12 protein-coding genes and 1 riboswitch are annotated in these 15,895 nt (G+C 71.0%); of the genes, 4 read left to right on the top strand and 8 right to left on the bottom strand.

Annotated elements, in window-relative coordinates; genetic code table 11:
• Window positions 1-8 precede the first annotated feature (8 nt).
• From ABD810_RS11115 to ABD810_RS11100, 4 genes are all read right to left on the bottom strand, one after another.
• Window positions 9-713 carry a hypothetical protein gene (locus tag ABD810_RS11115; protein ID WP_344937646.1) on the bottom strand — a complete coding sequence of 235 codons (705 nt, stop codon included), beginning with the start codon at window positions 711-713 and terminating at the stop codon, window positions 9-11.
• Window positions 713-1,897 carry an ArsA family ATPase gene (locus ABD810_RS11110; protein ID WP_344937644.1) on the bottom strand — a complete coding sequence of 395 codons (1,185 nt, stop codon included), beginning with the start codon at window positions 1,895-1,897 and terminating at the stop codon, window positions 713-715. Before ABD810_RS11110 ends, ABD810_RS11115 begins: the two co-directional genes overlap by 1 nt.
• Window positions 1,894-2,331, bottom strand: a complete 438-nt coding sequence (locus ABD810_RS11105) for an SRPBCC family protein (RefSeq protein ID WP_344937642.1) — start codon at window positions 2,329-2,331, stop codon at window positions 1,894-1,896. Before ABD810_RS11105 ends, ABD810_RS11110 begins: the two co-directional genes overlap by 4 nt.
• A gap of 76 nt (window positions 2,332-2,407) precedes the next feature.
• The gene (locus tag ABD810_RS11100) at window positions 2,408-3,199 is read right to left on the bottom strand and encodes a metallophosphoesterase family protein (protein WP_425566879.1); all 792 of its coding nucleotides are present in this window, start codon (window positions 3,197-3,199) and stop codon (window positions 2,408-2,410) included.
• Window positions 3,200-3,404: 205 nt separating this feature from the next.
• Here ABD810_RS11100 and ABD810_RS11095 point away from each other — a divergent pair, with 205 nt between their 5' ends.
• The 3 genes from ABD810_RS11095 to ABD810_RS11085 all read left to right on the top strand — a co-directional run bounded on the left by ABD810_RS11095 (window position 3,405) and on the right by ABD810_RS11085 (window position 10,372).
• Window positions 3,405-5,204 (top strand): AMP-dependent synthetase/ligase, encoded by a 1,800-nt coding sequence (locus ABD810_RS11095; protein WP_344937640.1) that lies wholly within the window; start codon window positions 3,405-3,407, stop codon window positions 5,202-5,204.
• Between the two features lie 78 nt (window positions 5,205-5,282).
• Window positions 5,283-6,023: a 3-keto-5-aminohexanoate cleavage protein gene (locus ABD810_RS11090; RefSeq protein WP_344937638.1), complete on the top strand. Its 741-nt coding sequence runs from the start codon at window positions 5,283-5,285 to the stop codon at window positions 6,021-6,023.
• 86 nt (window positions 6,024-6,109) lie between these two features.
• Window positions 6,110-10,372: a HAMP domain-containing protein gene (locus ABD810_RS11085; protein WP_344937636.1), complete on the top strand. Its 4,263-nt coding sequence runs from the start codon at window positions 6,110-6,112 to the stop codon at window positions 10,370-10,372.
• 116 nt (window positions 10,373-10,488) lie between these two features.
• Here ABD810_RS11085 and ABD810_RS11080 read toward each other — a convergent pair whose 3' ends face one another.
• The 4 genes from ABD810_RS11080 to ABD810_RS11065 form a co-directional block, all read right to left on the bottom strand.
• A complete protein-coding gene (locus ABD810_RS11080) occupies window positions 10,489-11,673 on the bottom strand; it encodes a glycosyltransferase family 4 protein (RefSeq protein WP_344937634.1) in 1,185 nt (394 codons plus the stop codon).
• Window positions 11,670-12,968 carry a M48 family metallopeptidase gene (locus ABD810_RS11075; protein WP_344937632.1) on the bottom strand — a complete coding sequence of 433 codons (1,299 nt, stop codon included), beginning with the start codon at window positions 12,966-12,968 and terminating at the stop codon, window positions 11,670-11,672. The genes ABD810_RS11080 and ABD810_RS11075 overlap by 4 nt, the downstream gene beginning before the upstream one ends.
• A 167-nt stretch (window positions 12,969-13,135) precedes the next feature.
• Window positions 13,136-14,089 carry a gluzincin family metallopeptidase gene (locus ABD810_RS11070; protein ID WP_344937630.1) on the bottom strand — a complete coding sequence of 318 codons (954 nt, stop codon included), beginning with the start codon at window positions 14,087-14,089 and terminating at the stop codon, window positions 13,136-13,138.
• Between the two features lie 209 nt (window positions 14,090-14,298).
• Window positions 14,299-14,892: a C40 family peptidase gene (locus ABD810_RS11065; RefSeq protein WP_344937628.1), complete on the bottom strand. Its 594-nt coding sequence runs from the start codon at window positions 14,890-14,892 to the stop codon at window positions 14,299-14,301.
• A gap of 94 nt (window positions 14,893-14,986) precedes the next feature.
• A riboswitch (cyclic di-AMP (ydaO/yuaA leader) is annotated at window positions 14,987-15,147 on the bottom strand.
• Between the two features lie 466 nt (window positions 15,148-15,613).
• Between ABD810_RS11065 and ABD810_RS11060 the strand changes: the two genes are divergently transcribed.
• Window positions 15,614-15,895 (top strand): ArsR/SmtB family transcription factor (locus ABD810_RS11060; RefSeq protein ID WP_344937626.1); only part of this gene is annotated, 282 nt, incomplete at its 3' end.

Raw genomic sequence — 15,895 nt, 5'->3', positions numbered from 1 at the left:
CCAGGCCCTCAGCCCAGGTCGATGTGCTCTACTCGGGTGTCCGTGTCGCCGGGGCGCTTCGGCGTGGCGGGTCGCGACATGGCGTCCACCGCCTGGCGGAACGCGGCGAAAAGCTCGCCGCCCGCCGTGATCAGATGGTCGGTGACGTCGCCGCCGGCGTCACGCCGTGCGGCCTTGAGCCGGCAGACGGGGCAGGCCCGGCAGATGTACTCATCGTCATCATGCCCGGCCACCGCCTCGCTCCACACATCGGCGGTGCCGCGCCTTCCCCCGCCGAGGGCCTGTCCCAGCCCCTGGCCGATGCCGCTCACGCCGCCCTTGACCACGCCCTTGCCGATCTCGCGGCCGACCCGCTGCTGCAGCGTGTCGAAAAGCTTGCGCGCCTCCTGAGTGACCGCCCCCAGGGGGTCGGATCCCTGGTCGGGGGTGCCACCGCGCCGGTCGTCGCGCGCGTCCTGCCACCTGTCACGGGCGGCGGCTCGCCGGGCGTCGTCCGCCGCGCGGCGGGCGTCCTCGGCGGCACGCCGGATGGCGTCCCGCTCCCGCAGCCACTCGTCACGGCTGACGCTCCGCCGGGCGTCGTCCTGGTCGACGGCACCGCCGTTCGCGGACTCACCGCGGGGCTCGCCGGCGTCGCTCCCGGCGACGTCGTCGTGCCGATCTTCCCGCCCGTGCTCGGGCAGGTCACTGTTGTTCTCGTTCGTTTCAGTCATCAGGCCCCTCCTGCCTCGAACCGTACCCGGAGGTGGCCGTCGCGGAGCGCCGCGTCGCGCACCGATCTGCGGGCGAGCGCGGCGGGCAGCGCGAGGACCCGGCGGTACGACCCGGCGGTGACGATGAGCTCGTCGCCCTTCCTCGCGAGGTCGACCTCGCTCTTGTCCGCCAGCGGCAGGGCCAGCGTCAGCTCGTGGACGTCGCCCTCGGACCGGATGGTCAGCGGCGGCTCGCCGGTGGGCGCCGCGAAGGGATCGTCCGTGCCGTACAGCTCCTCGGCCAGCACGGCGAGCGCCTCGGGCCCGACCGGCTCGGCGGCGAGGTAGGGCACCTTGTGGACGGGCAGCGGCGCGAAGGACTCCTCGACCGCGGCCAGGTGCCTGGCCTGCGCCTCGACCCAGCCGCGCCGCCACTCGTCGGATCCGCCCTCGGGGAAGACCCGGTTGGCGACGACGGCGTCGACGCGGTAGCCGTACAGGCTCAGGGAGGTGAAGGTGCGGCGGGCCTCCGCGACGACGACCGCCTCGGGAGTGAGCACGAGCCGCACCGAAGCGTTGTCGCCGGTCAGCAGCCCGCGCACGCCCATGAGGCCGGTGTGCAGCCGCTCGCCCGCGCTGACCACGCTGTCCTCGGGCACGCTGAGCCGGGCGACGTGCCGGATCACCGGGGCCAGCGCCCGCATCAGCCGGCGCCCCGCGGGCAGCAGGCGGTTGACGTGCCAGTCGAGGGCTTCGGGAAGGGCGAGCAGGCGGAGGGTCTCGGCGGTCGGGGCGCAGTCGACGACGACCACGTCCCACCGGCCCGTGCGCACCTGCTCACGCAGTTCGAGCAGCGCGATGACCTCCTCGGCGCCGGGCAGCACCGTGAGCTCCTCGGAGGTGACCTCGTCGAGGCCGAGCTCGGCGAGCAGGCCCCTGGCGTACTCCTGGAGATCGCCCCAGTGGCGCTCGAGGGCCCGCTGGGTGTCCACCTGCTGCAAGTAGAGGCCAGGCGCGGCCTCGGTGGGCTCACCGGAGCCGGGCACGCCGAGCGCGTCGGCCAGTGAGTGGGCCGTGTCGGTGGAGACCACCAGTGTCTTGAGCCCCCGGCGGGCGGCGAGCGTGGCGGTGGCCGCGGCGACGGTGGTCTTGCCCACTCCTCCCTTGCCGGTGAAGAGCAGGATCCTCGGGCTGCCGGTGCTCATCGGCCCTCGACGCGCTTCTTGAGACCCTTGAGCGCGGTGTCGACGATGACCTTCTCGGCCTTGCGCTTGATCATGCCGATCATGGGCACCTTGAGGTCCACGGCGAGCTCATAGGTCACGTCGGTGCGCCCGTCCACGCCCGCGAGCCGGTAGCTGCCGGTGAGACCGGAGACCATCTTGCCGGCCTCGACGATCTGCCAGTCGACGGCCTCGTCGCCGCTCCAGCGGTAGCCGAGCGTGTACTCGTCGCTGATCACGCCGGCGTCGAGGACGAACCTGACGGTGGCCGGGCGGCCGTCGTCGCCGGTGGTGAGGACCTCGGCGGACTTCACCTGACCTGCCCACTCGGGGTAGGCGGCGAAGTCGGCGATGACCGCCGTGATGGTCGACGGGTCGGCGCCGATCGTGATGCTGGACGTGGTGCGATCAGCCATGGGCTTACCGTACTCGTTCGCCGTTGCCGTGCGAACGTCCGAGGGGCCGATCTTCGAAGTCGGGGCGCGGCCGGGTTCAGAGGTCGAGCGCGAAGGGGCGGCCGCGGCCCCGGAAGTGGCCGACGTTGACGCATTCGGTGCGTCCGATGCGGGTGCGGGGGGCCAGCGGCTGGTGCACGTGGCCGAACAGCGCGTACCGGGGCTGGGTCGATCTGATCGCCTCCAGCGTGGCCTCGCTGCCCCGCTCGAACCGGCGCGCCACCACGTCGTACAGCAGGTCGGGCACGGCGGGCGGGATGTGGCAGCAGAGCACGTCGACGGCGCCGACCGCCTCGACCTTGCGGGCGAACTCCTCGTCGTCGATCTCGTTCGGGGTGCGGTAGCGGGTGCGCAGGCCGCCTCCGACGAAGCCGAAGGTCAGCCCGCCGATCTCGGCGGTCTGGCCGTCGAGCACGTGGTGGCCGTCCCTGAGATAGTCGCCCCACAGGCCGGGCAGGTCGACGTTGCCATAGGTGAGGTAGGCCGGGGTGGGCATGGCGGCGAAGATGCGCGTGTACTGCTCGCGGACGGCGCGCTCGATGTGCTCGCGCGGCTCGCCGCCGAGGGACTCCCACAGGGCGGCGGACATGCTGCGCGCCTCGTCGAACCGGCCGGCGGTGCGCAGCCGGATGAACTCCCCCGCCCGCTCCGCGCCGAACAGGTCGGCGAAGATGCCCTGTGAGTGGTCGTCGTAGTCGACGAAAAGGATCAGGTCGCCGAGGCAGATGAGCGCGTCGGCCCCCTCCCCGGCGTGTGCCAGGGCGTCCGCGCGCCCGTGAACGTCACTGACGACATGGACCCGCATGACGGACATGGTAGTACCCGCCACACCCCCAACCTAGCGCTTGTCCGCAGGCCTGCGACACGCGGCGGAGTCGCGGCTTGAGCGCACGGTCACGCCAGATGACACTGATAGCGTGGATTTGCCCTTGATAAAGGGTGGGTGACGGATCTACCCACGCGTAACTCGACGCGGTACCGTCCAGGCAGCTTTAGCCAACACAGTCATCATGCGTGCACCCAGAGGAGTCCCCGTGCGCGAGTACAGCGTTCCCGTGCTGGTCGACGTACCCGCATCGGCCAACTGCGTCGACACCGTCTTCCGGCGGGGCGAGCAGGAGCCCGACGCTGTGGTGATCAGCCGCAACACCGGCGACGGCTGGACCCCCGTCACGGCCGCGGAGTTCCGCGACCAGGTCGCAGGCGTGGCCAAGGGCCTGATCGACGCGGGCATCCAGCCGGGCGACCGGGTGGGGCTCATGTCACGCACCCGCTACGAGTGGACCGTGGCCGACTACGCCATCTGGGCGGCCGGAGCGGTAAGCGTGCCGATCTACGAGACCTCCTCCGCCGACCAGGTGAACTGGATCATGTCCGACAGCGGTGCCAAGGGCATCGTCGTCGAGACCGAGGCGCACGAGGAGACGGTCCGCGAGGCGATCGCCGACCTCCCCGGAGCGCCGGCGATCTGGCGCATCGACGGCGGCGTGTTCGCGGAGCTCACCGCCAACGGCGCCGACGTGCCCGACGAGACCCTGAAGGAGCGCCGGCTCGCCCGGGGCGGCTCCGACCTCGCCACGATCATCTACACCTCCGGCACGACGGGCCGCCCCAAGGGCTGCCGCCTCACCCACGACAACCTGATGTTCACCGCGCACAACGTCGCGAACGGCCCGCTGGAGGCGATGTTCGAGCACGACGGCCGCGCCGCGCTGCTCTTCCTGCCCCTGGCCCACAGTTTCGCCCGCATCATCGAGGTCGTGCTGATCGAGACCGGCACCGTTCTCGCCCACACCCCGAACATGAAGAACGTCGGGCCCGACCTCCAGGCGTTCCGGCCGACGTTCCTGCTCGGCGTGCCCCGGGTGTTCGAGAAGGTGTACAACGCCGCCGAGCAGAAGGCCGCCGCCGGCGGCGGGCTCAAGAGCAAGATCTTCCACAGCGCGGTGGACACCGCGATCGAATGGAGCCGCGCCGAAAGCTCCGGCGGTGCGGGGCTCGGCCTCCGGGCCAGGCGCGCCGCCTTCGACAAGCTGGTGTACGGCAAGCTGCGCGCGGCCACCGGCGGCCGGCTCAGCGCGGCCGTGTGCGGTGGCTCGGCACTGGGCGAGCGGCTCGGCAACTTCTTCAGGGGCGCGGGCATCGAGATCTTCGAGGGTTACGGGCTGACCGAGACCTCCGCCCCCTCGACGGTGAACATCCCGGGCGCCAACAAGATCGGCACCGTCGGCAAGCCGTTCCCCGGCGTGACGGTCGGCGTCGCCGAGGACGGAGAGGTGCTCGTCAAGGGGCGCCACGTCTTCGACGGCTACTGGAACAACGAGGAGGCCACCGCCGAGGCCATCGACACCGACGGCTGGTTCCACACCGGCGACGTCGGCGAGCTGGACAAGGACGGCTACCTGCGGATCACCGGCAGGAAGAAGGAGCTCATCGTCACCGGGGCGGGCAAGAACGTCGCGCCGGCGCCCCTGGAGGACCGCATCCGGGCCAACCCGCTGGTCAGCCAGGCCATCGTGGTCGGTGACGACCGGCCCTTCGTCGCCGCCCTGGTCACCTTGGACCCCGAGGCGCTCGACCAGTGGAAGGACGCCAACGGCAGGTCCGGCGCCTCGCTCGCCGAGCTCTGCTCCGACCCGGCCGTGATCGCGGCCGTCCAGAAATCGGTCGACGACGCCAACGCCCTGGTCTCCAAGGCCGAGCAGGTGAAGAAGTTCGTCATCCTGGACAGCGACTTCACCGAGGAGAGCGGCCACCTCACCCCGTCTTTGAAGGTGAAGCGCAACCTGGTGACCCGCGACTTCGCCAAGGAAATCGACGCCCTGTACAGCTGAGCGACAGCTGAGCGGCCTGCGGACCGGCCCGCGCCAGGCGCCGGCCGGGTGCCGCGGGTATACCGGTACGGTGGCCGGATGTGGCTGAAGGCGTGCCTCAACGGCAACCGCGCGCCAGGCGCGCATCCGGCGCTTCCCCTCTCCCCCGCCCAGCTCGCGGCCGACGCGGCGTCCGTCGCCCAGGCGGGGGCGTCCGCCGTCCATATCCATCCGCGCGACACGGCGGGGCGCGAGTCCCTGGCCGCCTCCGACATCGGAGCCGCCGTCGCGGCCGTCCGTGCGGCGGCGCCCGGGATGCCGGTCGGGGTCTCCACCGGGTTGTGGATCACCGGCGGCGACGAGGCCGCGCGCCTGCGGGCCGTACGGGCGTGGGCGGCCCTTCCCGCGCGCGAGCGCCCCGACTTCGCCTCGTGCAACGTGTCCGAGCCGGGATTCCGTGAGCTCACGCTCGCGCTGCTGGACGCCGGGGTGGGCGTCGAGGCGGGGGTGTGGTCGGAGCGTGACGCCAGGGCGCTCGCCCGATCCGATGTCGCCGACAAGATCATGCGGGTGCTGATCGAGATCATCGACGTGCCGGCGGGCAGGGCCGTCGCCGAGGCCCGCCGCGTGCTCGACCGGCTGGAGGCCCTGGGTGTTCAGGCGCCGCGGCTGCTCCACGGGGAAGGGACGGCGACCTGGCCGCTGCTCGACGAGGCCGTGCGCCTCGGCCTGCCCGGCCGCATCGGGCTTGAGGATGTGCTCCATGGACCGTCCGGTGAGCCGGTGAGCGGCAACGGCGAGTTGGCCGGCCTCGCGCTCAGCCGCGCCCGTGACCTCTAGCATTGTCCACTCGGCCGGTTCTCCCTGGCAGGACCTCTCTATACGATGACTTAGCCAGGTGTTGGCGAGAACCCATAAGGGCGGACATGATTGAGAACGTAAGCACCGCCAAGCGCGGCCGAGTCTCCAGGAGCGGCGCGGGCGGCCCCGAGGTCGACCTGCGGCAGTTGCTCGCGGGGCTCACGGCGGTTCGCGACGGTGACTTCGGCACACGCCTGCCCGAGGACGGCGACGGCCTGTACAAGGAGATCGCCACCGTCTTCAACGGCATGGTCGACCAGCTTTCCCTGTTCACCTCCGAGGTCACCCGCGTGGCGCGTGAGGTCGGCACCGAGGGCCAGCTCGGCGGCCAGGCCGAGGTGCCCGGGGTCTCCGGCACCTGGAAGGACCTCACCGACTCGGTGAACGCCATGGCGGGCAACCTCACCGACCAGGTCCGCAGCATCGCCCAGGTCACCACGGCCGTGGCCAAGGGCGACCTCTCCCAGAAGATCACCGTCTCCGCGCGCGGCGAGATCCTTGAGCTGAAGAACACCATCAACACCATGGTCGACCAGCTCTCCTCCTTCGCCGACGAGGTCACCCGCGTGGCCCGCGAGGTCGGCACCGACGGGCGGCTCGGTGGCCAGGCGCAGGTCACCGAGGTCGCCGGCACCTGGCGCGACCTGACCGACTCGGTGAACTCCATGGCCGGCAACCTCACCGACCAGGTCCGGAACATCTCGCAGGTCGCGACGGCCGTGGCGCGCGGCGACCTGTCCCAGAAGATCACCGTCTCCGCGCGCGGCGAGATCCTGGAGCTCAAGAACACCCTCAACACGATGGTCGACCAGCTCTCCTCGTTCGCCGACGAGGTCACCCGCGTGGCCCGCGAGGTCGGCACCGAGGGGCGCCTGGGCGGCCAGGCCGACGTCAAGGGCGTCTCCGGCACCTGGAAGGCGCTAACCGAGTCGGTGAACGTCATGGCCGACAACCTCACGGCCCAGGTGCGGAGCATCGCCGAGGTGACCACGGCGGTGGCCAAGGGCGACCTGTCGCAGAAGATCCGGGTGGACGCCCGCGGCGAGATCCTGGAGCTGAAGGAGACCATCAACACCATGGTCGACCAGCTCTCCGCGTTCGCCGACGAGGTGACCCGCGTCGCCCGCGAGGTCGGCACCGAGGGCAACCTGGGCGGCCAGGCCACCGTCCGCGGCGTGTCGGGCACCTGGAAGGACCTGACCGACAACGTCAACGTCATGGGCTCCAACCTGACCAGCCAGGTGCGGTCGATCGCCCAGGTGGCGACCGCCGTGGCCAGGGGCGACCTCTCTCAGAAGATCACGGTCGAGGCCAAGGGCGAGGTCGCCGCGCTCGCCCAGACGATCAACACGATGGTGGAGACGCTGAGCGCGTTCGCCGACGAGGTCACGCGAGTGGCCCGCGAGGTCGGCACCGAGGGCGAGCTGGGCGGCCAGGCGCGCGTGCCGAACGTCGCCGGCACCTGGAAGGACCTGACCGACAACGTCAACTCCATGGCGAACAACCTCACCAGCCAGGTCCGCAACATCGCCCAGGTGACCACGGCGGTCGCCCAGGGCGACCTCACCAAGAAGATCGACGTCGACGCGCGAGGCGAGATCCTGGAGCTGAAGACGACCATCAACACGATGGTCGACCAGCTCTCCTCCTTCGCGGCCGAGGTCACGCGAGTGGCCCGCGAGGTCGGCAGCGAGGGCAGGCTGGGCGGCCAGGCCGAGGTCGAGGGTGTCTCCGGCACCTGGAAGCGGCTCACCGAGAACGTCAACGAGCTGGCGGGGAACCTCACCCGGCAGGTGCGGGCGATCGCCGAGGTGACCAGCGCCGTGACCTCGGGCGACCTCACCCGCTCGATCACCGTCGACGCCTCCGGCGAGGTGGCCGAGCTCAAGGACAACATCAACTCCATGGTGAAGTCCCTCAGGGAGACCACGCGGGCCAACCAGGAGCAAGACTGGCTCAAGACCAACCTGGCGCGCATCTCCGGGCTCATGCAGGGCCACCGCGACCTCGCGGTCGTCGCCGAGCTGGTCATGAACGAGCTGGCGCCGCTGGTCTCCGCCCAGTACGGCACCTTCCTGCTCGCCGAGGAGGCACAGAGCCGCACCGAGCTGCGGGTCGTCGGCAGCTACGGCCACCAGGAGGTGTCCCGCCGCTACGCCCTGGGCGACTCGCTGGTCGGCCAGGCCGCGCTCGCCAAGCAGACCATCCTGGTCGAGGACGTCGCGCCCGGATACCTGACGATCTCCTCCAGCCTCGGCCAGGCCGGCCCGGTCAACCTGGTCGTGCTCCCCGTCGTGGTCGAGGACCAGGTCCTCGGCGTCATCGAGCTGGCCAGCCTCAACAGGTTCACGCAGGTGCACCGCGACTTCCTCGAGCAGCTCGTGGAGACCATCGGCGTCAACGTCAACACGATCGTCGCCAACGCCCGCACCGACTCGCTGCTGACCGAGTCGCAGCGGCTGGCGACCGAGCTCCAGGTCGGCCAGGAGGAGCTCCAGCGGTCCAACGCCGAGCTGGAGGAGAAGGCCGAGCTGCTCGCCCAGCAGAACCGCGACATCGAGACCAAGAACATCGAGATCGAGCAGGCCCGCCAGGAGCTGGAGGACCGCGCCCAGCAGCTCGCGCTGGCCTCCAAGTACAAGAGCGAGTTCCTCGCCAACATGAGCCACGAGCTGCGCACCCCGCTCAACTCGCTGCTCATCCTCGCGCAGCTCCTGGCGCAGAACCCCGCTCGCAACCTCACCGCCAAGCAGGTGGAGTACGCCAACGTCATCCACTCGGCGGGCACCGACCTGCTCCAGCTCATCAACGACATCCTCGACCTGTCCAAGATCGAGGCGGGCAAGATGGACCTGGCGCTGGAGCCGTTCCACATCCGGCAGCTCCTCGACTACGTCGAGGCGACGTTCCGGCCGCTGACCACCGAGAAGGGGCTGCGGTTCGACGTCGTGGTGGCCTCCGACGTGCCCACCCAGCTGATGATGGACGAGCAGCGTCTGCGGCAGGTCCTGCGCAACCTGCTCTCCAACGCGGTGAAGTTCACCGAGGAGGGCTCGGTCCAGCTCCGGGTCGAGCGAGCGGGCGAGATGGACCTGCCGACCGGTTCCAGGCAGCAGGTCCTCGCGTTCCACGTCGTGGACACCGGCATCGGCATCGCCGAGGAGAACCTCTCCCAGATCTTCGACGCCTTCCAGCAGGCGGACGGCACCACCAGCCGCAAGTACGGCGGCACCGGCCTCGGCCTGTCCATCAGCCGCGAGATCGCCGCGCTGTTCAACGGCGAGATCCGCGCGGTCAGCGCTCTGGGTGAGGGCAGCACGTTCAGCCTCTACCTGCCGATGACCCACTTCTCCGAGGATTCCGTCCTGCCGGCCTCCTCGGCGATGTTCACCCGGGCGCACCCCTTCGACGAGCCCACCCAGGCGGTGGCGGTGGAACTGCCCGTCTCCTCATCCGCCCTCTCCAACGGCGTCACCGAGGACGACGGGCGCCGCCTGCTCGTCGTGGAGTCCCGGCCCAACGGGCTGCTGTCCCAGCTGGCGCAGAGCGTGGTGGCCGATCTGAGCGAGACGCACGGTGCGGTTCGCGTCACCACCGCGAGCAGCCCCGACAGCGCCCTGGCCGCGCTGGGGCGCCATGGCTTCCACTGCATCGTGCTCGACCTCGGCATGCCCCACGACGCGGCGGCGGAGTTCCTGCGAAGGCTCGACGAGGACAGCACCCTGCGCTCGCTGCCGGTGCTGGCCCATCACACCCGCAAGCTCACCCGTCCCCAGGAGAACCTGCTGCAGGGACGGTCCCGCACCCAGCCGCTGGAGCGTCTCCCCAGCTTGGACGAGTTGCGCGAGCGCATCACCCTCCACCTGACGGCGAAGGGGCCTGGCGACGTCCTGCCCCTGGTGCAGGCCACCCCGGAGGAGGCGTCCCGGGACGTCGAGAAAGTCGACAGCGGGCTGCTCGGCCGCAAGGTCCTGGTGATCGACGACGACGTCCGCAACGTCTTCGCCCTGACCAACATCCTGGAACTGCACGGCATGCAGGTGCTGTACGCCGAGAACGGCCGCAAGGGCATCGAGGCGCTCATGCGCAACGACGACGTCGACCTCGTGTTGATGGACATCATGATGCCCGAGATGGACGGATACGCCGCGACGGCCGCGATCCGCGAGATGCCGCGCTTCGCCCATCTGCCGATCATCGCCGTCACCGCCAAGGCCATGCACGGCGACCGCGAGAAGACCCTGTCCTCGGGTGCCAGCGACTACGTCACCAAGCCCGTCGACGCCGAAGAGCTCATCGACCGCATGCAGCGCTGGCTCGACCTGTAACCGCCCGACGGCCAGAACGGCGAGCGACCAGACCCCTTCGGCGGACCCGGTGGGCTCACCGGACCCCTTCGGCGGACCGATGGGCTCACCCGAGCCCTTCGGCGGACCCGGTGCGCTCACCGGACCCGTTCGGCCGAGCCGGTCCCGGGGGTACCGGGGCCGGCGAGCACTTCGGCGAACCGCTCGACCACCAGGTCCCAGCGCCACTCGCGTTCGATCCAGGCCCGGCCCCGCTCCCCCATCGTCCGGGCGAGGGCCGGGTCCCTGAGCAGGGTCGTCACGGCCGAGGCCACCGCCCGCGGGTCGTCGCCGTCCACCACCAGACCCGTCTCGCCGTCACGAACCGCGTCGGGGGCTCCCCCGGAAGCCCCCGCGACGACCGGCAAGCCGGTCGCGGAGGCCTCCAGGTACACGATGCCGAGGCCCTCCACGTCCAGGCCTCCCAGCCGCGTACGGCAGGGCATGGCGAACACGTCACCGGCGTCGTAGTAAGCGGGCAGGCTGCTCCACGGCACCGGCCCCGTCATGATGACCGAGTCCCCAAGGCGCCGCGAGGCGACCGCCCGTTCGAGGCTACGGCGGGACGGCCCGCCGCCGACCAGCAGCAGCACGGCGTCCGGAACCTCCCGGAGCACCTCCGGCCAGCACCGCACCAGCGTGTCCTGCCCCTTGCGGGCGACCAGCCGGGAGACGCACACCACGACGGGCCGCTCGCCGATCCCCAGCGACAGCCGTATCCCGGCGCCGCCGGCCCCGCGGTGGAAGACATCGGTGTCCACGCCCGGCGCCAGCCGGACGAGCCTGCCGGGCGGCATCACCCGGGCCAGCCTCTCCCGGGTGTAGTCACCCAGGTAGGTGATCGCGTCCGCGTGGGCGCCGATCCTGGCGAGAAAGCCGCGGGCGAGGGGCACACCCGCCCAGCCGGCCTCGTGGCCGTGGGTCAGCATGATCATGCGACGCGCCCCCGCCGCGCGCATCGCGGGGGCGAGCAGCCCGAGCGGCGCCGCCGCGCCGAACACGACGGTGTCGCACTTCTCCTTCCGCACCAGCGCCGCGGCCCTCCTGGCGACGTCGGGCACGGGCAGCATCAGCGAGGTGGGGTGGCGCACCACCCGGTACGGCTGGCTCGCGTCGAAGTCCTCCCAGCCGGGCCACCGGGAGGCGTACACCACCACCGAGCCCGGTGGCAGGCGTACGGCGAGCGCGTGCACGAATGCCTGGATGCCACCGGGCCGAGGCGGGAAGTCGTTGGTCACGATCAGCGTCTTCACCGGGCCGGGGTCGTGCTCGGGGGCGGTCACGGCTCCGGCAGCCCGTGCAGCCGGGCCCAGGAGCGTGCCAGGGCCAGACGCTGCGGGGTCGTGGGATGCGACGCGTACAGGACGTACTCGAACGCGCTGGGGGACAGATCGGAGATGTTGGTCACGGCGAGGCGTTTCTGCATCGCCGCGAAGGTCGCCGGATCGCGGGTCAGGTCGAGCGCGTGCACGTCGGCCCTGGCCTCGATCTGTCGGCTGACGACGTTCTGCGCCGGCCCCGCCAGCACGCCGGCCAGGCTCATCAGGCCGAGCACGAGCCCGACCGCGCGCGGATCGGCCACCGTCTCGACACCGGCCCGGCGCCTGATCGGGCGGAAGGAGACGACGAGGAACAGCAGGCAGGCGCCCGCCGCGGCGCCGAGCGCTCCCACCAGCGTGCCGTACAGGACGTCACCGTTCTTGGCGTGGCCGAGCTCGTGCGCGACGACCAGCTCGACCTCGTTCGCGGGGGCGCGCAGCAGCGTGTCGTAGACGACGATGCGCCGGGTGGCCCCGAACCCCGACACGTAGGCGTTCAGCGAGGTGGTCCTGCGCGAGGCGTCGGCGACCAGCACGTCCTCGACCGGAACGCCGTCACGGCTCGCCATGGCGATCAGGTCGCTCCGGAGCGGGCCGGGCGGGAGCGGCGTGAAGTCGTTGAACAACGGTTCCACGACGACGGGATAGATGAACGAGGCCGCCACGGTGAGCGCGAACGCTCCCGCCGCCGCCGGGATCCACCACCTGGTCGCGAAGCGCCTGGCCAGCCAGACGACCGCGAGCACCATGATCGCGATGAGCACGGTCTGGACGCCGAAGCTCTTGAGCCGGTCGGCGGACCACGCGGGCCACTCCTGCGTCGAGAGGCCGAATTCGCGCAGCCGCGTCTCGTACCACATGCCCAGCGGCCACTTGATCAGCAGGCTGACGGCCGAGAGCGCGAGGACGCCGAGCAGGGCGCGCACCCACCACGGCCCTCGGAGACGGGCCACCAGCCACGCCCCGAAGGGCGTCAGGATCAGCACGCCGGCGACGACCAGCGTCACCGCCAGCGACAGGTACACCGGGACGCTGACGGCGGCGTCGAACGCGTCCGCCCGGGCGATCTGCTGGGCGGTGAAGTCGCGCGCGGGATCGGGTGTCACCGCCGGGGCGGCCCCGGGCAGGGACTGCCATGGCGTGGTGACCGCCACGACCGCGGCGACGGCCGCGCCGAGGACGACGAGGGCGATCCCCGCCGCACGCCATCGTCCGCCCGCCCGCGGGCCACGGCGGCCCTGCTCGATCGACCGCGTCACGCGATCAGCCCCACCACTGGCGTCCGCCCCCTCGTCTCGACCCACCCCACTCACCCCCGGCCCCGTCATCGCGCCCGCCCCTCCCCCGGCACCCTCATCCGGCCCGCCCATCCCCGGCCCCGTGATCCCATCCGCTCATCCCCAGGCCCGTCATCGCGCCGGTGACGTCATGAGAGCTCGCTCCGGACGTACTCCCGCCAGGCGGCGGTGAATCGGGCCGTGGTCATGCCCAGCGTCCGGCGGAGCGCGGTCCGCGGGCCACTGCGCATGGACTCACGGTAGAGGGTCACCAGGGCACGCTCGCCGAAGCGCCCCGCGACATACCGGCACGCGAGCCACGCCTCCTCGTAAGCCTGTGCGAGCCGTGCCGAACCGGCGGAGAAGGCGTCAGCGCCGGGAAGCGCCGCCGGGAGCCGCCCGGCACGTACCTCGGCGGCCAGCTCGGCCGCGGCGGAGGCCACCGGGATCCCCGCCTGGAGATACCCGACGTAGTCGGCGAAGCCCTCCATCAGCCACTTGGGCGTACGCCCGTCGGTGGCCGCGCCGGTGGCGACGTGCGTGAGCTCGTGGGCGAGGACGACGTCACGGCCCGCGCCGGTCAGGCGGGCGAAGGAGCGCGGCTCGATGATCACCCGATCGGTGCCGGCCACCGCGGCCAGCCCGTTCACGGCCGCCGGGGCGGCGAGCGTGGCGGCCTGCTCGGTGGTCGCGGGGACCAGGATCAGCGGGCGTACCGGCCCGGCCACCCTGGCGACGATCAGGCTCGCCCTATCGGCCCTGCGCGCCAGGTCGGCAAGGCCAGGCGACCCGGACCCCGGCGTCCGGGCGGCGCCCGCGGTGACTGCGGCATCCGTGGTGTCCGTGGTGTCCCTGGTGTCCCTGGTGTCCCTGTTCGTGGTGTCTGTGGTGTCCGCAGTATCCGCGGCGACTGCGGCATCCGTGGCGTCCCGCGAGCCGATCACGATCGATCGGTCGCCCTGGACGACCCGCGCCCCGGCCCAGATCTCCGGATGCTCCCGGATCACCGCGTCCACGCTCCGCCGCGGGTCGCCGGTGACGGGCGGACCGGTCAGCGCGGCCAGCAGCCCCGCCAGTACGGCCCAGAGCCAGACGACGCGCATGCGGGCAATCTACCGGCTGTCGCCCCGGGGACAGCGCGGCCGGGAGACACACGATCCCCTGTGGCTCCGGGAGAGGGTGGTGGATGGGTGAAGGCCCCGTCCGCCTCGGGTTGGAGGCGGGCGGGGCCTTCACGGCCATCGGCGTGCTCAGCACAGACCTGAGGATGCTTCTCGGGAAATCGCTCCTGGGAAGTCCCCCGGTACACGGCTCACACGCCCGGGCGGACCGCTCCAACGAAGCTCGCCCTGCGGTAACCGCTCAGCGTGTCGATCCGGACCCGCGTACCGCTGTGCGGGGAGTGGATCATCTTGCCGTGCCCGACGTACATGCCGACATGGCCGAGCCCGCGGAAGAACATCAGGTCGCCTGGCTGGAGATGCTTCCAGGAGACCTTCTTCCGGACCGAGCGGAACTGGCTGGCGGCGATGCGAGGAAGCTTCACACCGGCCTTCCGCCAGGAGAACACGACGAGGCCTGAGCAGTCGAAAGCGCCTGGGCCGGCCGCTCCCCACCGGTACGGGTCGCCGATCTGCTTCTTGGCCACCGATACGGCCGTGCGCGCCTTGATCCGCTGTTTGGCGGCCTTGCTCAGCCTCGACGCGCTCTTGGCCTTGGTCTTCGACGTCGACGTGCTCTGAGCCTTGGTGGCCGTGGCGGCGTCCGCCGTCGTGGTGACCGTGGCGGCGTCCGCCATGGGGGTCACCGTGGCGCCGTCGGCCGTCGCGATCACCGGGGCGGCGTCGGCCGCCGAGGTCACCGTGGCGGCGTCCGCCGCCGTCGCCTGAGTCGCTACAGCCCCCATGGAGGCCGTCATGGTGAGCGCGACACCACCGAGGGAGAGGCGGGCCAAGCGAGACAGGCTAGGGTTTTGCGTGGTGCTGGACAGGATCTCTCCTTGATTCTTCCACTCACGCCTACCGGGTTAGCTGACGGATTCGGGCAGGGAAGTCGCCCTACGGCGCCATAGGCGCCGATTCACCCCCTGGCCCCACATTTAGGGCCAAATTGGGTCCCCGGCTCCGTGCTCCTTGCCGCACGGATTCGGCAGGTCACCGCCTCTGCGGTCCTGGGATCGCGCCTTAGTCGACGACGGTGACCATTTGGATTTTTTGTCGCACCGATCCGATCGTGACCGGTTTCACTCGCGACGGCATGGCGTGCTCGCCGCGGGCCAGAAACTACACAGATCCCTAAATGCAGGCAAAGGCACGGCAACGAAACGTAGATCAAAGACACCGATCGAGAACACGTAACCCCTGCATATCAGCGGCCCCTGTTACCCGAATGTGATTCCCCTCACATGTCCTGAAACGGGACCGGTCGTGAGCCACTCCTGTCACATCCGTCACACCCGTTAGTGATCTTCAACACCCGGCGAGGGGCCCGGAAAGGACGGCACGGCGCCGCCGGCGGCGCGCCGGACCTCTCGCGGTGGCCGCGTGAGACACGTCACACTTAGATGCGCAAGAACTCTTTCGCAATCGCTATTGCGCGATGATTGTTGCGGATGTCAGCCTGAAAGCATGGATCACGGGAACATTCGCAAGATCACCGACTCCCGGGTGCTGGCCGCCTTGGCCCATCCCCTGCGGCGCCGTCTCATGGACGTGCTGAAGGTCTACGGCCCCTCCACGGCCAGCATGCTCGCCGACCGCACCGGCCAGGCCGTCGCCAACGTCAGCCACCACCTGCGCGTGCTGGGCGCGAGCGAGCTGATCGAGGAGGCGCCGGAGCTGGCCCGCGACCGGCGTGAGCGGTGGTGGCGGCTGGTGTCGGCGGGTGTGCGCTGGACCACCGCCGACTTC

It is taken from the genome of Sphaerisporangium flaviroseum (assembly GCF_039537005.1).
GTDB lineage: Bacteria > Actinomycetota > Actinomycetes > Streptosporangiales > Streptosporangiaceae > Sphaerisporangium > Sphaerisporangium flaviroseum.
Note: the sequence above shows the minus strand (reverse complement) of the source record. Positions and strands in the feature narration are given on the sequence as shown.

Coding starts and splice junctions, on each gene's coding strand:
- ABD810_RS11110 (WP_344937644.1), bottom strand. CDS start 1,897: ATGAGCACCGGCAGCCCGAGGATCCTGCTCTTCACCGGCAAGGGAGGA.
- ABD810_RS11090 (WP_344937638.1), top strand. CDS start 5,283: ATGTGGCTGAAGGCGTGCCTCAACGGCAACCGCGCGCCAGGCGCGCAT.
- ABD810_RS11085 (WP_344937636.1), top strand. CDS start 6,110: ATGATTGAGAACGTAAGCACCGCCAAGCGCGGCCGAGTCTCCAGGAGC.
- ABD810_RS11115 (WP_344937646.1), bottom strand. CDS start 713: ATGACTGAAACGAACGAGAACAACAGTGACCTGCCCGAGCACGGGCGG.
- ABD810_RS11065 (WP_344937628.1), bottom strand. CDS start 14,892: ATGGGGGCTGTAGCGACTCAGGCGACGGCGGCGGACGCCGCCACGGTG.
- ABD810_RS11105 (WP_344937642.1), bottom strand. CDS start 2,331: ATGGCTGATCGCACCACGTCCAGCATCACGATCGGCGCCGACCCGTCG.
- ABD810_RS11070 (WP_344937630.1), bottom strand. CDS start 14,089: ATGCGCGTCGTCTGGCTCTGGGCCGTACTGGCGGGGCTGCTGGCCGCG.